At 51.9% G+C, this 18,025-nt stretch carries 25 protein-coding genes; 21 read left to right on the forward strand and 4 right to left on the reverse strand.

The genetic code is table 11. From position 1 onward, the window contains the following. Positions 1-32: 32 nt before the first annotated feature. From HV237_RS03230 to HV237_RS03320, 19 genes are all read left to right on the forward strand, one after another. Positions 33-896, forward strand: coding sequence for a GTPase family protein (locus HV237_RS03230; protein WP_181541690.1), 864 nt, complete (start codon positions 33-35; stop codon positions 894-896). Positions 897-1,005: 109 nt separating this feature from the next. Beyond that, the gene (locus HV237_RS03235) at positions 1,006-1,833 is read left to right on the forward strand and encodes a DUF932 domain-containing protein (RefSeq protein WP_181541692.1); all 828 of its coding nucleotides are present in this window, start codon (positions 1,006-1,008) and stop codon (positions 1,831-1,833) included. A gap of 226 nt (positions 1,834-2,059) precedes the next feature. Then, positions 2,060-2,767, forward strand: coding sequence for a transcriptional regulator (locus HV237_RS03240; RefSeq protein WP_181541693.1), 708 nt, complete (start codon positions 2,060-2,062; stop codon positions 2,765-2,767). Between the two features lie 25 nt (positions 2,768-2,792). Beyond that, complete coding sequence (locus HV237_RS03245; RefSeq protein ID WP_181541695.1) at positions 2,793-3,329, forward strand: DUF4339 domain-containing protein; 537 nt, start codon at positions 2,793-2,795, stop codon at positions 3,327-3,329. 41 nt (positions 3,330-3,370) lie between these two features. Then, positions 3,371-3,808: a hypothetical protein gene (locus tag HV237_RS03250; RefSeq protein ID WP_050150434.1), complete on the forward strand. Its 438-nt coding sequence runs from the start codon at positions 3,371-3,373 to the stop codon at positions 3,806-3,808. A gap of 66 nt (positions 3,809-3,874) precedes the next feature. Further along, complete coding sequence (locus tag HV237_RS03255) at positions 3,875-4,285, forward strand: hypothetical protein (protein WP_181541697.1); 411 nt, start codon at positions 3,875-3,877, stop codon at positions 4,283-4,285. Between the two features lie 77 nt (positions 4,286-4,362). Further along, positions 4,363-4,599, forward strand: coding sequence for a DUF905 domain-containing protein (locus tag HV237_RS03260; protein WP_181541699.1), 237 nt, complete (start codon positions 4,363-4,365; stop codon positions 4,597-4,599). Positions 4,600-4,684: 85 nt separating this feature from the next. Further along, positions 4,685-5,143, forward strand: a complete 459-nt coding sequence (locus tag HV237_RS03265) for an antirestriction protein (RefSeq protein WP_181541701.1) — start codon at positions 4,685-4,687, stop codon at positions 5,141-5,143. Between the two features lie 15 nt (positions 5,144-5,158). Beyond that, on the forward strand, positions 5,159-5,635 hold the full coding sequence (locus tag HV237_RS03270; RefSeq protein ID WP_181541703.1) for a RadC family protein: 477 nt from the start codon (positions 5,159-5,161) through the stop codon (positions 5,633-5,635). Positions 5,636-5,643: 8 nt separating this feature from the next. Further along, positions 5,644-5,865 carry a DUF987 domain-containing protein gene (locus HV237_RS03275; protein ID WP_181541705.1) on the forward strand — a complete coding sequence of 74 codons (222 nt, stop codon included), beginning with the start codon at positions 5,644-5,646 and terminating at the stop codon, positions 5,863-5,865. 19 nt (positions 5,866-5,884) lie between these two features. Then, positions 5,885-6,202 (forward strand): type IV toxin-antitoxin system YeeU family antitoxin, encoded by a 318-nt coding sequence (locus HV237_RS03280; protein ID WP_181541706.1) that lies wholly within the window; start codon positions 5,885-5,887, stop codon positions 6,200-6,202. A gap of 20 nt (positions 6,203-6,222) precedes the next feature. Further along, positions 6,223-6,543 carry a TA system toxin CbtA family protein gene (locus HV237_RS03285; RefSeq protein ID WP_181541707.1) on the forward strand — a complete coding sequence of 107 codons (321 nt, stop codon included), beginning with the start codon at positions 6,223-6,225 and terminating at the stop codon, positions 6,541-6,543. Positions 6,544-6,957: 414 nt separating this feature from the next. Next, the gene (locus HV237_RS03290; RefSeq protein WP_153742334.1) at positions 6,958-7,200 is read left to right on the forward strand and encodes a DinI family protein; all 243 of its coding nucleotides are present in this window, start codon (positions 6,958-6,960) and stop codon (positions 7,198-7,200) included. A gap of 157 nt (positions 7,201-7,357) precedes the next feature. Next, complete coding sequence (locus HV237_RS03295) at positions 7,358-7,780, forward strand: hypothetical protein (protein ID WP_153742333.1); 423 nt, start codon at positions 7,358-7,360, stop codon at positions 7,778-7,780. Positions 7,781-8,007: 227 nt separating this feature from the next. Further along, entirely contained in the window at positions 8,008-10,134 is a 2,127-nt protein-coding gene (locus HV237_RS03300) for a TonB-dependent siderophore receptor (protein ID WP_181541709.1), read from the forward strand. Between the two features lie 12 nt (positions 10,135-10,146). After that, positions 10,147-11,157 (forward strand): ABC transporter substrate-binding protein, encoded by a 1,011-nt coding sequence (locus HV237_RS03305; protein ID WP_181541711.1) that lies wholly within the window; start codon positions 10,147-10,149, stop codon positions 11,155-11,157. Between the two features lie 119 nt (positions 11,158-11,276). Further along, positions 11,277-11,798 carry a rhodanese family protein gene (locus tag HV237_RS03310; protein WP_181541713.1) on the forward strand — a complete coding sequence of 174 codons (522 nt, stop codon included), beginning with the start codon at positions 11,277-11,279 and terminating at the stop codon, positions 11,796-11,798. A gap of 67 nt (positions 11,799-11,865) precedes the next feature. Next, a complete protein-coding gene (locus HV237_RS03315; RefSeq protein WP_062779526.1) occupies positions 11,866-12,045 on the forward strand; it encodes a hypothetical protein in 180 nt (59 codons plus the stop codon). A 457-nt stretch (positions 12,046-12,502) separates the two neighbouring features. Beyond that, positions 12,503-12,952, forward strand: a complete 450-nt coding sequence (locus HV237_RS03320; protein WP_181541714.1) for an L-alanine exporter AlaE — start codon at positions 12,503-12,505, stop codon at positions 12,950-12,952. Positions 12,953-12,991: 39 nt separating this feature from the next. Here the strand turns inward: HV237_RS03320 and HV237_RS03325 are convergent, their stop codons facing one another. Further along, positions 12,992-13,336: a DUF2002 family protein gene (locus tag HV237_RS03325; RefSeq protein WP_153742328.1), complete on the reverse strand. Its 345-nt coding sequence runs from the start codon at positions 13,334-13,336 to the stop codon at positions 12,992-12,994. A gap of 150 nt (positions 13,337-13,486) precedes the next feature. Here HV237_RS03325 and HV237_RS03330 point away from each other — a divergent pair, with 150 nt between their 5' ends. Next, positions 13,487-13,813 (forward strand): DUF883 family protein, encoded by a 327-nt coding sequence (locus HV237_RS03330; RefSeq protein WP_181541716.1) that lies wholly within the window; start codon positions 13,487-13,489, stop codon positions 13,811-13,813. 65 nt (positions 13,814-13,878) lie between these two features. Here the strand turns inward: HV237_RS03330 and HV237_RS03335 are convergent, their stop codons facing one another. Further along, positions 13,879-15,213 carry a PLP-dependent aminotransferase family protein gene (locus HV237_RS03335; RefSeq protein WP_181541833.1) on the reverse strand — a complete coding sequence of 445 codons (1,335 nt, stop codon included), beginning with the start codon at positions 15,211-15,213 and terminating at the stop codon, positions 13,879-13,881. Between the two features lie 101 nt (positions 15,214-15,314). Between HV237_RS03335 and HV237_RS03340 the strand changes: the two genes are divergently transcribed. Then, positions 15,315-15,746, forward strand: coding sequence for a carboxymuconolactone decarboxylase family protein (locus tag HV237_RS03340; protein ID WP_062779518.1), 432 nt, complete (start codon positions 15,315-15,317; stop codon positions 15,744-15,746). 72 nt (positions 15,747-15,818) lie between these two features. Here HV237_RS03340 and HV237_RS03345 read toward each other — a convergent pair. Next, a protein-coding gene (locus HV237_RS03345; protein ID WP_249415298.1) for an IS1 family transposase occupies positions 15,819-16,516 on the reverse strand; the annotation gives its coding sequence in 2 pieces (ribosomal slippage) (positions 15,819-16,267 and positions 16,267-16,516; 699 coding nt in all). A gap of 50 nt (positions 16,517-16,566) precedes the next feature. Beyond that, a complete protein-coding gene (locus tag HV237_RS03350) occupies positions 16,567-17,649 on the reverse strand; it encodes a DUF262 domain-containing protein (RefSeq protein WP_249415299.1) in 1,083 nt (360 codons plus the stop codon). Between the last annotated feature and the right edge of the window lie 376 nt (positions 17,650-18,025).

Genomic DNA, 18,025 nt, shown 5'->3' on the forward strand with positions numbered 1-18,025 from the left:
CTCGTTAAGCTTTATTTTTCAGAGGAATAGTGATGAATAATTCTGAAGGTCTGCAGCCTCTGCAGAACTCTTTATCGGGCCTTCCACAATGGATGTCTGAGCGCATTCTGCAGCAGATAAACCAGCTTACTCACTATGAACCAGTGATTGGCATTATGGGCAAAACTGGCTCGGGCAAGAGCAGCTTATGTAATGCCCTGTTTTCAGGTGAGATTTCACCCGTCAGCGATGTGACCGCCTGCACACGTGAACCCTTACGCTTTCGCCTGCAGGTGGAAAAGCGCTTTATGACACTGGTGGATTTACCCGGCATAGGGGAGTCTGAGCGGCGGGATACAGAGTACGCCGCACTGTACCGCGAACAACTCCCCCGGCTCGATCTGGTGTTATGGCTCATTAAAGCCGATGATCGGGCGCTGGCGGTGGATGAGCATTTTTACCGTAAGGTAATTGGTGAGGCATATCGGCATAAGATGTTATTTGTTATCAGCCAGTCGGATAAGGTCGAACCCACCAGCAGTGGCAATAAATTATCTACTGAACAGAAACAAAACATCAGCCGCAAAATCTGCCTATTGCATGAACTGTTCCAGCCAGTAAACCCGGTCTGCGCGGTGTCAGTTCGTCTGCAATGGGGGCTTCGGGTGATGGCTGAACGGATGATTCGTTGCCTGCCACGGGAGGCCAGTAGTCCGGTGACAGTACAGCTTAGAGCTCCACTTCGCACCGATGCCGTTAATAAAAAAGCCCGTGACGATTTTGGTGAAACGGTCGGCTCGGTGTTGGACACGATAAGCAGCTTGCCCCAGATACCGGCCCCGGTTCGGACAATTATCCAGGCTGTACGTGACACCGTGGTATCGGTCGCTCGTGCTGTCTGGAGTTTTTTCTTCTGAATACTTAACCCCTTACTACTTAACCCCTTACTCGTTGTTTCCTTAGCCCTGCCGCGACTATGCGACAGGGCTTTTTTGTCTTTATTTACCCATCCTTAGGAGTCTGTTTATGACCCGTCTGGCTTCGCGCTTTGGCGCAGCAAATCTTATTCGTCGTGATCGTCCGCTAACCCGTGAAGAGTTGTATCGCGTGGTACCAAGTGTGTTCAGTGAGGACAAACACAAGTCACGTAGTGAAAAATACACCTACATACCCACCATATCCCTGCTGGACAGTCTGCAGCGCGAAGGCTTTCAGCCCTTCTTTGCCTGCCAGACTCGAGTGAGAGACCCTGGTCGCCGCGAGCATACAAAGCACATGCTGCGTCTGCGTAGGGAGGGGCAAATTACCGGCAAACAGGTCCCGGAAATTATTCTGCTCAATTCTCACGACGGCTCCAGCTCGTATCAGATGTTGCCGGGATTATTCCGCGCGGTATGCCAGAACGGACTCGTCTGCGGTGAGTCGTTTGGCGAGGTACGGGTGCCGCACAAAGGAGATGTCGTGAGTCAGGTGATTGAGGGAGCGTATGAAGTACTGGGGATCTTTGACCGTGTGGAAGAAAAACGTGATGCCATGCAGTCGCTGATACTGCCCCCGCCTGCACAACAGGCTCTAGCACAGGCTGCACTGACGTACCGTTTCGGTGAGGACCACCAGCCGGTGACAGCACCTCAGATACTCTCCCCACGCCGCTGGCAGGATGAGAGCAATGATCTGTGGACCATATACCAGCGTATTCAGGAGAACCTGATTAAGGGCGGGCTCAGTGGGCGGAGTGCAAAAGGCGTGCGAACACATACCCGCGCCGTACGCGGTATCGACGGAGATGTGAAGCTTAACCGTGCGCTGTGGGTGATGGCGGAAGCCATGCTAAGTGGGTTCCGCCCTGTGTGAGTTCACATTTCACCTCTGGCATGGTTATGAAAATGTGAATAAATGACACACCCTGTCATTTCGGGCGCACAGAACTTGCCAGTTAAATCATCCGAAATCCGCGCAGGCCTGATAATCACAGGCTTCATGCGCTTTCCAAATTAATTCAAGTCGTGGACATATCCTGTCAACCCTCTCCTTTAGAATCTTATTTCTTTCAGTTAGTTAACAATGCGGAGGAACATCCATGCCACTGACAGAGCGCCGCTACGACAGGCTGGCGGTCAGGCTGTCGCTGATTATCAGCCGTCTTGTGGCGGGTGAAACGTTAGAGATGCAAAAACTGGCGACCGAGTTTGATGTGTCGGTCCGCACCCTGTACCGGGATTTTCGCGAACGACTGATGTATCTGGACCTCGAATGTCATCAGGGATGCTATCGCCTGCGGACCTGCACCGGTCCGCAGGGTGAACTGGATGTGCTGACTTTTGCATACCGGGCCGGGCTGGCCGGTATTTTTCCAGGGCTGGACCGGCGTCTGGCGGGCGCACTACTGGCATCGGATGGAACCCCCTGCCTAGTGTGGCAGTCACCACAGCCGATAACGGCCACCAGCCCGCTGGTATTTTATCGGCTGGTCAGCGCAATCACCGGCAGTCAGCGCGTATTGCTGCTTGCTGATGGTGAACGCTGTGACGGACTGGCCCCGTACCGTCTGATATCCATCGACGGTTGCTGGTATCTCACTGGTGAACTGAACGGACATATCACCGTGCATGCCCTCACAGCCATTCATGCAGTGACAATCCTGAACACTCCCTTCACTCCGCGTAAACGTCTCAGCCAGTTAACCTCGCAGGCAGACTTTATCCGGGCGCTTCCGCACTTCCGCTGTATCCGGCAGGTACTGTCACTGTCCTCTCATGACGGAGAGTCCGGTGAGGTCCTGGCTTAACAGGCATTATTGATAAGGAAAGACAATGAACTGGCATTACGAGAAAAATGGGGTACGTCACGACAATGTGACCGAAGATGATATCACCGGCCTGATTGTGCGCGGTGAACTGACGGCAACCACGCTGGTATGGCGACAGGGCATGACGGAATGGCAACCGGTCTCCGCCACGCCGCTTGCAGCAGTTCTGCAGCAAAGTAACATCCCGCCCGCACTGCCGGGGCACCGTATTCCGGGCGGTGTGGTGTGGACGCTGGCATTTGCTCCCTTCATTGGCTACGCGCTGGAGTTGTGGACGGCAGGGCTGAACGGGATGGCGTTTGAGGAAGCGTATGAGGCCGTCTCGGGCGGGCAGTACTGGTTTATCACGCTGCTGCTCAATATCGCATTGGGGTATCTCGATGAGCGACGTCTGCGTAAGGCCGGAGTGGACACCACCACGTTCGGCAAACTGGCCTGGCTGGTACCGTTCTATCTGTGGCGACGGGCGAAAGCCCTCAGGCAGAAACCGGCTTACTTCTGGGTATGGCTGGTGATGTTAATTCTGACGGTGATGGCCTGAACCATCACCTGCGGATATCGACCCCTTTGAGGAATAACATAATGAAAACACTGCTTAAGATACTGAGCATTACAGGCAGCCTGCTGCTCTGCACAGGCGTTCAGGCACAATCTTACAACCGGACGCTACCTGCGGTAGTTAATGACAACGACGGGAATATTTTCTGGTGTGATGCCCATCGTCAGGTCATGGGGAAGTGTGAAGCCATGTTCGCTGACCGTAAGGGCGGTATGGTTACGGTGCGTTCAGCACCTTTTAAAGACTGCGAAGGCGGCCTGTGGGGCTGGATAACTATCATGCACAACGATGTGTCGAAGGGATTCACCATTACTCCGGACAAGAAATTCGGTCTCACCGTAAAAGACCTGTGCCGTCCGGGCACGGTAGTGACCTTTAAGCCTAACCAGAAAAAGCCTGAATATGACGACCTGGTGGCACTTTACCAGGGCAAAGAGCTGTTTCGCTACCGGCGCTTCTGATAACACCTGATATCAACCTCTCTTATTTTGCCCGACAGCGGGCTGGATTAATTCAGGAAGAAGACCATGCTGAAAATAATGACCTCTGCTGTACCCGCCCTCATTCTGTCACTTGCCGCCTTCAGTGCCGGTGCCGCTCAGCTTCCGGCAAGCCTGATGGATAAGGACAATCCCGGCCAGGAGTACTGGTGCCAGGGAAACGACATCAACACCTCCATGTGCTCACTGACCGGCATCAGCGACGACCATAAATTTGCCCTGATTCAGGACCTGCCGGGCCCGGCCTGTGAAGACTTAAGCTTCGGGGTTATCGACCTAGTGCGCCAGACCGGTGTCAACATTACTTACGACGGTGGTGACTGTAAGGGCGATGTACAGGCCGAGTTTGTGCGCGGCACAAAAGATAATGCCTTGTATGTGAAAATTGTCCGGGGCAGTAAAACCCTGCAGCTGTATAAGGTACAAACCGGTTACTGATAATCATCCCACACCTGCATACACCCACAGCCCCTGACGCGTCTGCGTCAGGGGCTTTTGCTTTTAAGGTACACCCAATGTCTGAATCTCATATGTTGCCATCGGGACAGTTCACCCGGCAGCAGGCCGAAGCGGTTACCCGCCGGTATCAAAATATCGCTATTGAAGACGACCAGGGTAGCCACTTCCGCCTGGTGGTTCGTGACTCTGAAGGTCGAATGGTCTGGCGGGCGTGGAGCTTTGAAACGGATACCGGTGAAGGACTTAACCGCTATATCCGGCAATACGGCATCCTCAGAGCATCCTCCTGTTGACCACACCCATTCATCATCCCTGCATGTCCTTTATTTCCCATACGCCAGCCATCGTCGCTGGCGTTTTTAATGACGGAGAATATCCATGACGACACAAACACAATACGAATTGATGTCCGCTAATGAACCTCAATTTGACCTTACTGCAACACCAGTACCTGACGAACAACGTCTCGATTTCTGGCCGCTGTACTTTGGCGCTATCCCGCAGTGGATAACGCTGGAACCCCGTATTTTCGCCTGGATGGAGCGCTTCTGTGATGAGTACAGCGGTGGTATCTGGTCCTTTTACACACTCAGTAATGGCGGCGCGTTTATGGCCCCTGATGCTGACGGTTGTGATAAATGGCATCTGTTCAACGGCATGAACGGTAATGGTGCGGATATGAGTGCTGAAGCCGCAGGTATCGCGGTCTGCCTGATTGAATACAGCTATCACGCCTGCCGCACCGAATGCGATGCCATGACGGAGCATTATTACCGCCTGCGGGATTACGCCCTGCAGCATCCTGAGGCCCACGCCATTCTGCGCATCATCGACTGACCGGAGGAACAATGAATGAAACAGCTTTCCTTGTTACCCGGCGAGATGACGCCAGAGGACCGGCGTCTCATTCAGCGGGCGCTCAGGGCACTGGACCGGCATCTGTATGAGCCCGGCGTGGCCTTCACCTCCTCACATGCTGTCCGTGAATGGCTGCGACTGCATATGGCCGCACTTGAGCGGGAAGAGTTCCGGGTGTTGTACCTGGACAACCAGAATCAGTTGATTGCCCATGAAACGCTCTTCACTGGCACGATTAATCGTACTGAAGTCCATCCCCGGGAAGTGGTCAAACGTGCTCTGCACTTCAATGCCGCAGCAGTAATACTCGCGCACAATCATCCCTCTGGTGAGACACCCCCCAGCCAGGCCGACAAAACCCTCACGCAGCGACTGGTACAGGTGCTTCAGCTGGTGGATATCCGCGTCCCTGACCACTTGATTGTCGGCGGCAGGCAAGTCTATTCGTTCGCAGAACACGGTCTGCTGTGAGGTATGACATGAAAATTATCAGTAAACGCCGGGCAATGACGATATACCGCCAGCATCCGCAGTCCCGGATCTTTCGCTACTGCAGTGGAAAATATCAGTGGCACGGTAGCGTCTGTCATTACACCGGCAGGGACGTTCCGGATATCGCAGGTGTCCTCGCGGTATACGCCGAACGCCGCCAGGACCGCAATGGACCGTATACCTGCCTGATGAGCATCACCCTGAGCTGACAATAAAAGGAGAGCCGCCATGACCCACATCATCTGGGGCCTGCAGCGGGCTATCACGCCGCGCCTGGGAGCCCGTCTGGTGCAGGAGGGGAACCGGATGCATTATCTGGCTGACCGGGCCAGCATCACCGGCAAGTTCAGTGACGCCGAATGCCGGAAGCTGGATGAAACATTCCCGCACTTTATCCGCCAGATGGAATCGATGCTGACCACCGGTGAACTCAGCCCCCATCATGCCCACTGCGTCACCCTGTATCACAACGGTTTTACCTGCGAAGCCGACACCCTTGGCAGTTGCGGCTACATATACATCGCCATTTACCTCACTCAGCGTTAATTACCTTCACGAGAGCAAATATGAAAACTTTACCTGCAACAACTCAGCGGGCGGTGAAGCACTGCCTGTCACCCGTGGCTGTCTGGCAAATGTTACTGACACGTTTGCTGGAACAGCACTATGGCCTGACACTGAATGACACGCCATTCAGTGATGAAACTGTGATTAAGGAACATATCGATGCCGGTATCTCTTTAGCCGATGCCGTTAATTTTCTGGTGGAAAAATACGAACTGGTTCGCATCGATCGTAAGGGGTTTAGCTGGCAAGAACAGTCGCCTTTTATTACTGCTGTAGATATTCTAAAAGCCAGACGGGCTATGAGGGAAATGAGAACTTAAGTAGTGTCAGTTTTCTTTCCGCAACCCACCTCTTTACTGAGCAAAAAGGGGTGAAAAAATTTTTAGGCACCTATATAGGCACCAAAGAAAAGTTGAATTAGAAGTTAGCTAATTTATTTCAATGAATTACAGCACCAATTCAGACTCCGCCAGCCCACCAAAATCCTTTGTTGATGGTCACCAGAGCCTGATACGAAGTCCTGAAAGCCCGCACGGTGTAAGCCTGTGGGCTTTTTTGTACCCGCAACTTACCGCCCCCCCCTCTAAAACCTCTTTTTCAACTCTTACAACACCTAACTGCCCAGCAGTGAAAACAGCAAAAACACTTACATCGTATCACCCCACCACACTTGACACTGGATAAAAACACAGTATAAATACACCCAGGTTACCTAACTAAAGGATGATAGAAACATGTTCGTCGAGCTCGTTTATGACAAACGTAATTTTGAAGGTCTTCCCGGCGCAAAAGAAACTATTCTCAATGAATTAACAAAACGAGTGCATCGCATTTTCCCAGATGCAGACGTACGCGTTAAACCAATGATGACGCTGCCCGGTATCAACACTGATGCCAGCAAACATGAGAAAGAGCAAATTAGCCGCGCCGTTCAGGAGATGTTTGAAGAAGCAGAAATGTGGCTGACAGAAGATTAATGTGCGTGCACCGCACCGCTCCGTTATTCACGGTGGGAAACTAACTTCTGCGACAGCCCTTCAGAAACGCCATGATTCAATTACAGTTTATTCCTAAAGCCTCATCAGAATGTCTGTGTCATGCTTTCTCATGCTCACAAACTGATGAGGATTTTTAATGAAAACTACAATAATTGCACTTTCTGCTCTTCTGCTGGCTTCTCCTGTTTTTGCCGCGACCACACACGCTACAGATGAAACGGTTGCTGCCGCACAGGCCAATGCCAATACGGCAAAAGAGAAATTGCATCAGGCCCAAAACCAGGGTGAAGAACTGAAGCTGAAGTCTAAGCACGCAGCGGAAGGCAAAAGTGACAGCGTAGGCAGCCAGGTCAGCGAAGGCGCGCAGAGAAACTGGAATAAAGCCAAAGAGGGAACCGAAAAAGGGTGGGATGCCACCAAAGAAGGAACCCAGAAAGGCTGGAATAAAACCAAAGAGACCTCCCAAAAAGGGTGGGATGCCACTAAAAAAGGCGCTCAGGAAGGCTGGGATAAAACCAAGGCCGGTGCTGAGTCACTTGAGAAGAAAGCCAGCGAATAATTCGTTTATTTTCAATGAAAAAGCCGGATGGAAACATCCGGCTTTTTTTATCTTTAGCGCCCCCGCTACCCCTTTTCATCCTCTCCCCCTACCACCACGCTATATATTGACATATACAGCGATTACTCTCATGATAATCATCACACAAATAACAATAGCTGTTCCCCTCATGCGTAGATGGTAGCTCCGTTACCACCAGTCTTTCTGTTAACAAATTGAATTTAAATATGTTTAATCATAAAAAAATACCTTTAGCCACGGGGTTGCTTGCCTTTTCGTGTCTGGCCATCAGCAAAGCAGGCTATGCTGACGACACCATGGTCGTTTCCGCCAACCCAACTGCCGACAGCAGCTCACAGGAAACACCGGCGGCTGAAAAACAGGCCACCCTCGGCAATCTGGGTAAACGGGCATTGATTGACGTTCCCTGGTCGGTGCAAACCCTGTCTGCCCCGCTTATCAGTCAGCAGCAGCTGAAAAGCGTCAAAGATGTCTATCGCTATATGCCGTCGGTGCAAGGCGACGGCGTGCGTCCACAAACGCGCGGGATGCAGGGTAGCGTGGTACAAAACCAAATGATTGACGGTCTGAACGCCGTCTCCACCACCGAATACGCCGCCGAGCAGTTTCAAAGCGTGGAAGTATTAAGCGGCCTGGCCGGTTCATTGTATGGGCCCGCAAATCCGGCCGGGATGTTTAACCTGGTCTCAAAACGCCCGACGGATACCCCGTTACATCGGCTTACCGTTGGCGGCAGTACCGGCAACGGTACGTTGACCGCGCTGGATTTTGGCGGCCCAATCGATGCAGGAGACCGAGTCAAATACCGCCTCAACCTACTCAACGATGAAGGCCACGGCTACACCAGTGGCAGCCATAAACGCCGCCAGTTGGCGAGTCTGGGGCTGGATTTCCAGCTCACCGATAAAACGGTGCTGGAGAGTAATTTCAGCTACTACCACTATTATGAAAAAGGGATGCCCGGATCGTTTGCGCTGGCAAAAGGCGTGCACTTCCCCTCTCCGCTTGACCCAACAAAATCGAAATATGGTCAGAGCTATGCCGGGAACGATGATGAAACTACTACGGCTAGCCTGCATCTGAAGCACGATTTCGACGGTAACTGGCTACTTGATGTTGGCGTGTTGCGCCAGATTGCCGACCGTGAATCCACAACGGTGACCAATATGCTGACCGATAACCACGGCAACTACACCACCACCACCGCTAACTCCGCCGCCAGCCGTTTTACCATCAATAGCTATATGGCAAACCTGACAGGCAGCGTCGATACCGGTTGGCTAAGCCACGATATCAGCGCTGGTGTCCGTGGCTTTGTATGGAAGAACTACAACCCGGTTAACGGCGGCACATTTACACTGGGTAAATCCTCGCTTGACGATAGTCCAGTTTATCCACGTCCGCCGTATCCTGATTTTAACACCCGCTATCAGTCCGCAACGACCACTCAGCATGCCTTCCTGCTGAGCGATACGCTGCATTTCAGCCCGCAATGGAGCCTGCTGCTGTCCGGAAGCGAAAACCTGTTTACCGTCAGCAATTACAACAAAACAGGCAAGCAGACCAGCGATAACAAAGACAGCGGCGCCAGCGGTTCCGCCAGTCTGATGTACAAGCCCGTCGACAACGTGACGCTGTATACGACCTGGGCCGACAGCATGCAGCAGGGCGATACCGCACCTGCGGGCGCGAGTAACGCAGGTCAGGTGCTCAACCCGTATCGCAGCCAGCAAATTGAGGTCGGCGCAAAATATGCGCCAATAAACGATTTGCTACTCTCCGCTGCCTTGTTCCAGGCAAAGCGTCCATTCGCTTATACCAACGAAGACGGTAACTTCGCTGAGGACGGAACCCAGAAAAATCGTGGGCTAGAGTTGATGGCGGACGGTCACGCTACCCGGAATTTACGTTTATTCGGTGGCGCCACCTGGCTGAATCCCCGTCTGCACGATACCAGTACTGCCAGTGCTAACGGTAAACAAGTGGTAGGTCTACCGCGCTTCACCGCCAGTATGTTGGCAGTCTATAGCATTGAACAACTGCCGGGGGTCGATGTGGATACCAACGTGCGCTACGTAGGTCGTCGCGCCACCGATAACGCCAATGACAGCTGGGTTGGCAGCTATACCACCGTAGATGTTGGCGGCAGTTATGCCACGCGGATCTCTAACACGCCGGTGACCTTCCGACTGGATGTCACTAACCTGGCTAACCGCCACTACTGGACAAACGTGGTGCCGGGCGCGCTAACCGGTTATACCGGCGCGGGCAACGCCAGCGCTCAGCTTGGCGCGCCACGTCAGGCCCAGCTTTCCATGCAGATTGATTTTTAAGGAGCCAATATAATGAAGCGTCGCCATGCGTGGTTACTCTGCGCGTGGCTGGCCTTCCCCGCCCTGGCCACGCGCCAGGTGGTGGATGATGCTAGCCACACTGTCACCGTTCCCGACAAGGTTAATGCCATTGCCGACGGCTGGTTCGCGCACCATTCGGTACTCATGACGTTGGGGGCAGGAAGTCAAATTGTCGCCACCGTTAACCATCCCGAAAGTCAGCCATGGATGTTTAAAATTACGCCAACGTTACATCAAGCGTTGCAGGTTCGCGGCACCACCTTTAACCCCGAAAGCCTGCTGGCGAAGCGGGTGGATGTTGTCTTTACCTCAAAAGGTAACGATAAAGCCGAAGGCTATCGCCAGGCGGGGCTACCCACGCTTGAAATGGCCTTTACCGACTACCCATCACTGATGAAGTCAGTGACCACCACCGCTGACGTTTTGGGAACGGCCGATGCGCGTGGACGCGCAAAAGCCTACAACCAGTATCTACAGTCGGCGCTGGATGATGTTCAGCGCAAAACGCAAAATCTGACCAGCGCACAGCGTCCGCGCGTCCTGCATATTCAGTCATTGAAACCGCTAAAAGTTGATGGCAGCCATACGTTGATAGACACCTGGATTAAGCTCGCAGGCGGGGAAAATGCCGCGGTAGAGATCAAGGGAAACATGAAAGAGGTTTCACCGGAGCAGGTGCTCGCCTGGCAACCCGATATCATTATTCTCGGCGCACACAGCGGCACGCTGGCTGACTCCCCCTACGCTGAGCTGTTCTCAGGGCTTAAGGCGGTGAAAAACGGTATGGTGCTACAGAATCCAGCGGGCGTTTTCCCATGGGATCGTTACGGTACCGAAAGCGCATTGCAGATCCAGTGGGCCGCGAAAATGCTGCATCCGCAACGTTTCAAAGGCGTGGATATCGCCAAAATCACACAGGATTTTTACCAGCGATTTTTTGATTACTCACTGACGGTAGATGAAGCACAGCGTATTTTACACGCCCTGCCGCCGGCTGACTGATGGTGCCACGCGTTAACCCTGGGGGGGTAAAATGGAGTAGACTGACGGGCAGCATAACTCGTCTGACACTCCGGTTGTCACGCCCTAAAAAGCGTGGTTCGCCCTAAAGGAATGATAAAATGACCGCCGAAAACGTCTCTCCTAAAGCGGCCCTTGCTCTCGTTGAGCAAGGCGCCACCTTAATTGATATTCGCGATGCCGATGAATACGCTCGCGAGCATATTCCAGCGGCCCGCTTGTTTCCGCTAAGTGCGATGGAACAGGGAGCGACGCTTCAGGCAACGGTGGATTCCGTCGTCATCTTTCACTGCCAGTCGGGAAACCGCACCCGCAACAATCTGTCGCGGCTGATTGCGGCCGCCGCGCCAGCGCAGATAAAAATTGTCGACGGTGGCATTGATGCCTGGCGACAGGCGGGACTGACAACCGTGAAGGATACCTCACAACCTCTACCCCTTATGCGTCAGGTACAGATTGCTGCTGGCGTGCTAATTTTACTGGGCGTCGTGCTTGGCTACAGCGTATCTAACGCGTTTTTCCTGTTAAGCGGGTTCGTGGGTGCCGGTTTGACCTTTGCGGGCATCACCGGTTTTTGCGGTATGGCGCGACTGCTTGCCATCATGCCGTGGAATCGACGCTAATGCTGCCAGCCATTTATCGACATCCCTGCTAAGGTATTAATGCACTGAATAACAAAGGAGCACGTAAATGTTTGCACCTGGCGATCTGGTTCAACCGAAAATGGGTGGGCCAAAATTGAAAGTCATTGAAGCACATGAAGATAGCATTGTGGCCGTGCAGGCTAGCGATGAACACGGTAAGCAGTACACGCTGAAAAACGTGGATGTTGCACCGTATCAGGAAGACGGTGATTTTGGCGTCTGCTGATTTCGCCCGGCGGTGGGCCAGACTCACCGCCCCTCAAAGTGAATGAATACCCATAAATAACGCATACTTTATAAATCGTTTAATTGGAATTTAATTCTAATTATCACGCACAAACCCGGTCAAAAAATCCAAATGTGATAAAAATCACAATAAAAAACGCCCCGCCAATCTTTCTCGAAAAAAACACCACAACACATCTTTTTTCACCAATCCGAAACAAAATCCAACTCAATGATTTATATAAAAAAATAAACGCATGAAAACAAAAATAGCGCGGCGAACATCATTCGTTCACAAACAGAGTATTTTATTGACAAAAACGCATTAAATAAAAATCTTTCACTAGTTGTTTGTTTTAATCCAGATGGATAATCTATACACGTCAATTAAACCAACCCAAAACGCCAGAAAACACACTTATCTTTGTGTTAACCGTTCATTTTCGAGGAGCATACCGATGTTCTCTGCGCAGTCACGCCTGCGTCATGCGGCAGCAGACACTTTCGCCATGGTGGTCTACTGTTCCGTCGTGAACATGATGATTGAAATTTTTCTCTCAGGAATGACCTTTGAACAGTCACTTTCATCCCGTCTGGTCGCTATCCCAGTCAACATTATTATTGCCTGGCCATACGGTACCTATCGTGACTTCATCATGCGGCAAGCTGGGCGCATCAGCCCTGCAAGTTGGATGAAACGGTTAGCCGATCCCGTAGCCTATGTGACCTTCCAGTCTCCGGTATACGTGCTGATTCTGCTGAGCGTTGGGGCTGACTGGCACCAGATTGTGGCAGCAGTCAGTTCTAATGCGGTGATTTCACTGGTGATGGGGGCCGCTTACGGCTACTTCCTCGATTTTTGTCGCCGCCTGTTCCGTGTTGCACAGTACACGCAGGTAAAAGCCTGATCGAATTGAAATAAATGACTGGCCAGGCCAGTCATTTATTTATGCGTTCTCGCCAAATAGTCCATCTAAAAAACGCTCCAGCGCCAGCCTTGAACTGAAGCCGTGCGGAATTCCGTAATGCTGCTCAATCGCCCCACCAAGATACAGTGGGAATTGTTCATAGTGATCGCAGGCTTTTATGTCAGAAGCCGGGTCAGCATATTTAAAGCTGCGTTCTTTCAGGGCCGGGTGAATGATAAGCGCAGTACGCCCCATTCTTGCTTCGCGGTTAACGTAAACATAGTTTTCACCACGGCGATAGCCGTAGGCCTTCGCGGTTACCGCATCCATGGTAAAGCCCGCCTTTTCAAGAACGCGCGCCACCTCGTCAGGTCGTAAATACATATTTTATCCTCGTCATCTTTTACTGCATCGCCACCTTACCGTAATCAGTATTCGCCTCGCTTTCAGATAATTCCACAAACACATAAATTAACGGCAAATTATCCCGGATGTCCTACACTTAACGTTCCATCAAAATTCGTGGAGGCTATAATGTTTAAGTCACTAAATCGCAATGACGCTGATGACGAAGTTCAGGATATTCAGAGTGACGTCAGTCAATTAGCCGACAGCCTTGAGGATGTTCTAAAGAGCTGGGCCAGCGATAATAAAGATGAAGTAGAGACCGCACGTCGCAAAGCAAAAACATTGCTGAGTGAAACGCGCGCCCGCATAAACGGCCGCAGCCGTCTACATCAAAGCGTGCATGATGTCGCCGACACGGCAGACAGCTATATTCACGATAAACCGTGGCAAAGTGTGAGCGCTGCCGCGGCAGTGGGGATATTTGTTGGCATATTATTAGGATGCCGTCGATAATATAACCACAATGATGTAGATAATAAAAACGCGTCTGCCCCGGATTATGCCAATAATCCGGGGCTTTATTTTATGGCAGCCCTGAGTGCTGAAACCTGCGTATCCGCCATAGCTCGAGTCATGATATTGGTGAAGCTCATAATAAGCCCAGCCGGACCTTCGCTGCCCAGACGCCAGTCATTTACCGCCTGCACAGCCAACCCAGCACGCCTTGCGCTTAGTGCCATTGCTCGATCGTTACCGTTTACCGCCACCAGCAGTTGGATACCGCCCAATTGTTCCACCACCTGAAAACCGTGCGCCACCAACGCGTCTTCAAGCCAGCGACGACGTTGGGCATAATGGACTCGCATTTTCTTCAGGTGCCGCCAGAAATGTCCCTCGCGCATAAAGTCTGCCAGCGTTTGTTGCATAATCAGCGGCACCGGACACGCCAGATGCTGCGCCTGTTGGCGAAACGTCTCCACGAGTGGCAAGGGAACCACCAGCCAGGCGGTACGCAGCGCCGGAAACAGCGATTTACTGAACGTACCCGCATAGAGAACCCGTTGCGGTGCATCCAGGCTTTTCAGCGGCGGCAGCGGTTTTCCCTGGTAGCGGAATTCGCTGTCATAGTCATCTTCAATAATCCACGCTTTATGATGGGCCGCCCAATCAAGCAACTGTCGACGTCTGGGGAGCGACAGAGCCGCGCCGGTAGGGCTTTGGTGAGCAGGCGTCAGCAACGCAAAGCGCGCCTCTCTGTCTTGCTGGATAGCCCACTCGACGTCCATACCCTGTGCATCAACCGGCACCGGGCATAGCGTTACCCCTTCTTGCTCAATCACCGGGCGGATCAACGGAAAACCCGGGTCCTCCACCCACATTGACTCACCACGCCCGCCGAGTGACCGAAGGATAAGGCTGATAGACGCTGCGTAACCAGAAGTGATAAACACCTGTTCAGCCTGACACTCAATACTGCGCGACAAGCGTAAATATTCGACCAGCGCCTGGCGCAAGGTCATTTCGCCGCAAACATCGCCAAGGGCAAGATCGTATCGGGTTTGTGTACGCAGTCGCCGCCCCATCACTCTCGCCCACAGTCCACGGGGAAAGAGATCCAGTGCGGGTAATCCTAACTGAAAAGGTTGCGGCCGGGGTTGCTCTCCCCCAAAGCCAAGCGGCTGTGCGTCCACGGAAGGTAGCGTTAAGTGATCGCTTACAAACGTCCCCGCTTGTCCCCGCCGCTCAAGCCAACCCTGCGCCACCAATTCGCCGTAAGCATTCTCGACCGTAACACGGGAAACACCCAGCTCCTGCGCATACATCCGACTCGAAGGTAAGCGCTTGCCGGAATTCAGTTCTCCTTGCTCAATCGCCGCCTTAAGTTGCCGGGCGATCTGCTGATAACGCGGTATGCTTTCTGATTTCATGGTCTTATTTATTACGCTCAATATGGCTATCTTTTTAAGACCATTATAGTGCTATTTTGGTTTCATCTTGAACGAGGAGTGACATCATGACTGTATTACGCCAACCCTATAGTGAACTGAGCCCAGCCGTGTATGCGGGGCTGGTTCAAGCGAGTATCGCGCTGGAAAAAAGTTCGCTGGAACGCACGCTGCTTGAACTGCTTTATTTACGGGTTTCACAGATTAACGGCTGTGCGTTTTGCCTTGAGATGCACAGCCAGGCGCTGCGTAAATCTGGCGTTGAACAAATTAAGTTGGATGCGCTGGCAGGCTGGCGAGTGAGCAATCACTTCAGCGAAGCTGAGCGTGCGGCGCTGGCATGGGCTGAAGATCTGACGCATGTTGCTGAGAATCATGCCGAAGACCACGTTTATCAGCCGTTGCTGGCACACTTCAGCGCTGAACAGATAAGTGATATGACCTTTGCCATCAGTTTGATGAATGCCTTTAATCGTCTGGCGGTCGGTATGCGTATGTAACCTATCCTGGCCCGTAAATAATGACGATTTACGGGCATATTGACGTTCTCATTATTCGGTAATGACTCCAACTTATTGATAGTGTTTTATGTTCAGATAATGCCCGATGACTTTGTCATGCAGCTCCACCGATTTTGAGAACGACAGCGACTTCCGTCCCAGCCGTGCCAGGTGCTGCCTCAGATTCAGGTTATGCCGCTCAATTCGCTGCGTATATCGCTTGCTGATTACGTGCAGCTTTCCCTTCAGGCGGGATTCATACAGCGGCCAGCCATCCGTCATCCATATCACCACGTCAAAGGGTGACAGCAGGCTCATAAGACGCCCCAGCGTCGCCATAGTGCGTTCACCGAATACGTGCGCAACAACCGTCTTCCGGAGCCTGTCATACGCGTAAAACAGCCAGCGCTGGCGCGATTTAGCCCCGACATAGCCCCACTGTTCGTCCATTTCCGCGCAGACGATGACGTCACTGCCCGGCTGTATGCGCGAGGTTACCGACTGCGGCCTGAGTTTTTTAAGTGACGTAAAATCGTGTTGAGGCCAACGCCCATAATGCTGGCGGTTGCCCGGCATCCAACGCCATTCATGGCCATATCAATGATTTTCTGGTGCGTACCGGGTTGAGAAGAGGTGTAAGTGAACTGCAGTTGCCATGTTTTACGGCAGTGAGAGCAGAGATAGCGCTGATGTCCGGCGGCGCTTTTGCCGTTACGCACCACCCCGTCAGTAGCTGAACAGGAGGGACAGCTGATAGAAACAGAAGCCACTGGAGCACCTCAAAAACACCATCATACACTAAATCAGTAAGTTGGCAGCATCACCCGCCAAACTTATCGTAATAGGCCATCACTGCACACATAAAGAGATTTTTAATATACATATCCCCTTTGCGTGAACTGCCAGCGTAACGGGTATGTTTTTTTAAGAAATTGCCAAGCAGCGCGTTGTCACCTTCAAATAGGGTGTGATGCAGGGATTTATAGTGCTGGATATACTCAAAAAAGCGCTTTCCGTTAATTATTAACTGATTAACCTGAAACGGATAAGGTTTATTCTGCTTGTCCCACTTCCTGATAGGGTCATTATTGTAGTGCTCAACCGCAAAATCTAGGGCGAGCAGGGACTGCAGATAGTGGTAATCAGAAGTGGAGAGGTTGACGCCTTTGAACACCTCAAGATTGTGGCGGCTGAACTGCACGCCATAATCGCCATCCAGCCATCGGCGCAGGCGGAACAAATACTCGCCCATAATGAGGTGAAGGTTAGTGGATTCATCATCCGGACTGACTCCTTGCTCCCACAGGCTAACGTGGTGTAGTCGTTCCGCTTGCTCTGTAGCATCCATCATTTCGCGCAAATGGTATGCCTTTAGCAAGTCATGGGGCGCGAGGGCCTTCCCCCTAGCATTTTGCGAGTCGAAAAACTGAAAGGCTTCGCTCAAATCATCGAGTGTCACTTCGATTAGTTCACACTTGTCACACACGAAGTGAAGGAGTGTTTTGCGTTCGTTATAATTGAGTCCCACAAGGCGGTTCTCAATGACTTTGGCATTGTTCTCAAGGTTATTGATGCTAACCCTTGAAGCAAAAGATTGTTCCAACAGGGGCGTTGAAAACTCACCACTCTGATCGAGCACTGAGCAAAGCAAGGTTAAGGTCAGAAGGCGCTGCTGACCATCAACGATATCGAGCTCACCTGCATAAGCTGGCTTTAATTTATCCCTGTGCAACACCACAGTCCCAAGGCGGTAGCTCTGATTATTTCGGTGGGTTAACACATCATCAATTAGTTGATTGACGTGTTTTTGTTGCCACTTGTAGGGGCGCTGGTATGACGGTATAGCGAGGCGCTGCTCTAGCAGCATCCGCGTTTTTTTTACCTGATAGGATACAGTTCCCATGACTACAATGCCTGCTCAACAATCGCATTTGCTGGTTGGAGTTGGGTATTCTGGTTGGCTCCTTGACAAGTTTTTCGCGTATCCCTGAGGATCATTAGCTCATTTCCTTTTTGTTTTAGGCGGATTCAAGTCCGAAGATAAACGTTAAGCCGCCCATTATCGTCATGCTAATATTGCCGATGACTGCATGTTCCTCAGACACTGGTTCAGTCTGCTGCTTCGCGCGCTCAGATAAGCTAATCGTAGCTAAGCATCTTACCTCAAAGCATTACACGGCCGTTCTCAGATGAGAACTAACGCCGTATTACAAACGCAAACAATAGATGCCGGATGAAAGCTCAGATGTGGCCATGTGTATAGGTGGCAATTTGTGTAC

The organism is Citrobacter sp. RHBSTW-00570 (assembly GCF_013739755.1).
GTDB classification, from domain to species: Bacteria; Pseudomonadota; Gammaproteobacteria; order Enterobacterales; family Enterobacteriaceae; genus Citrobacter; species Citrobacter braakii.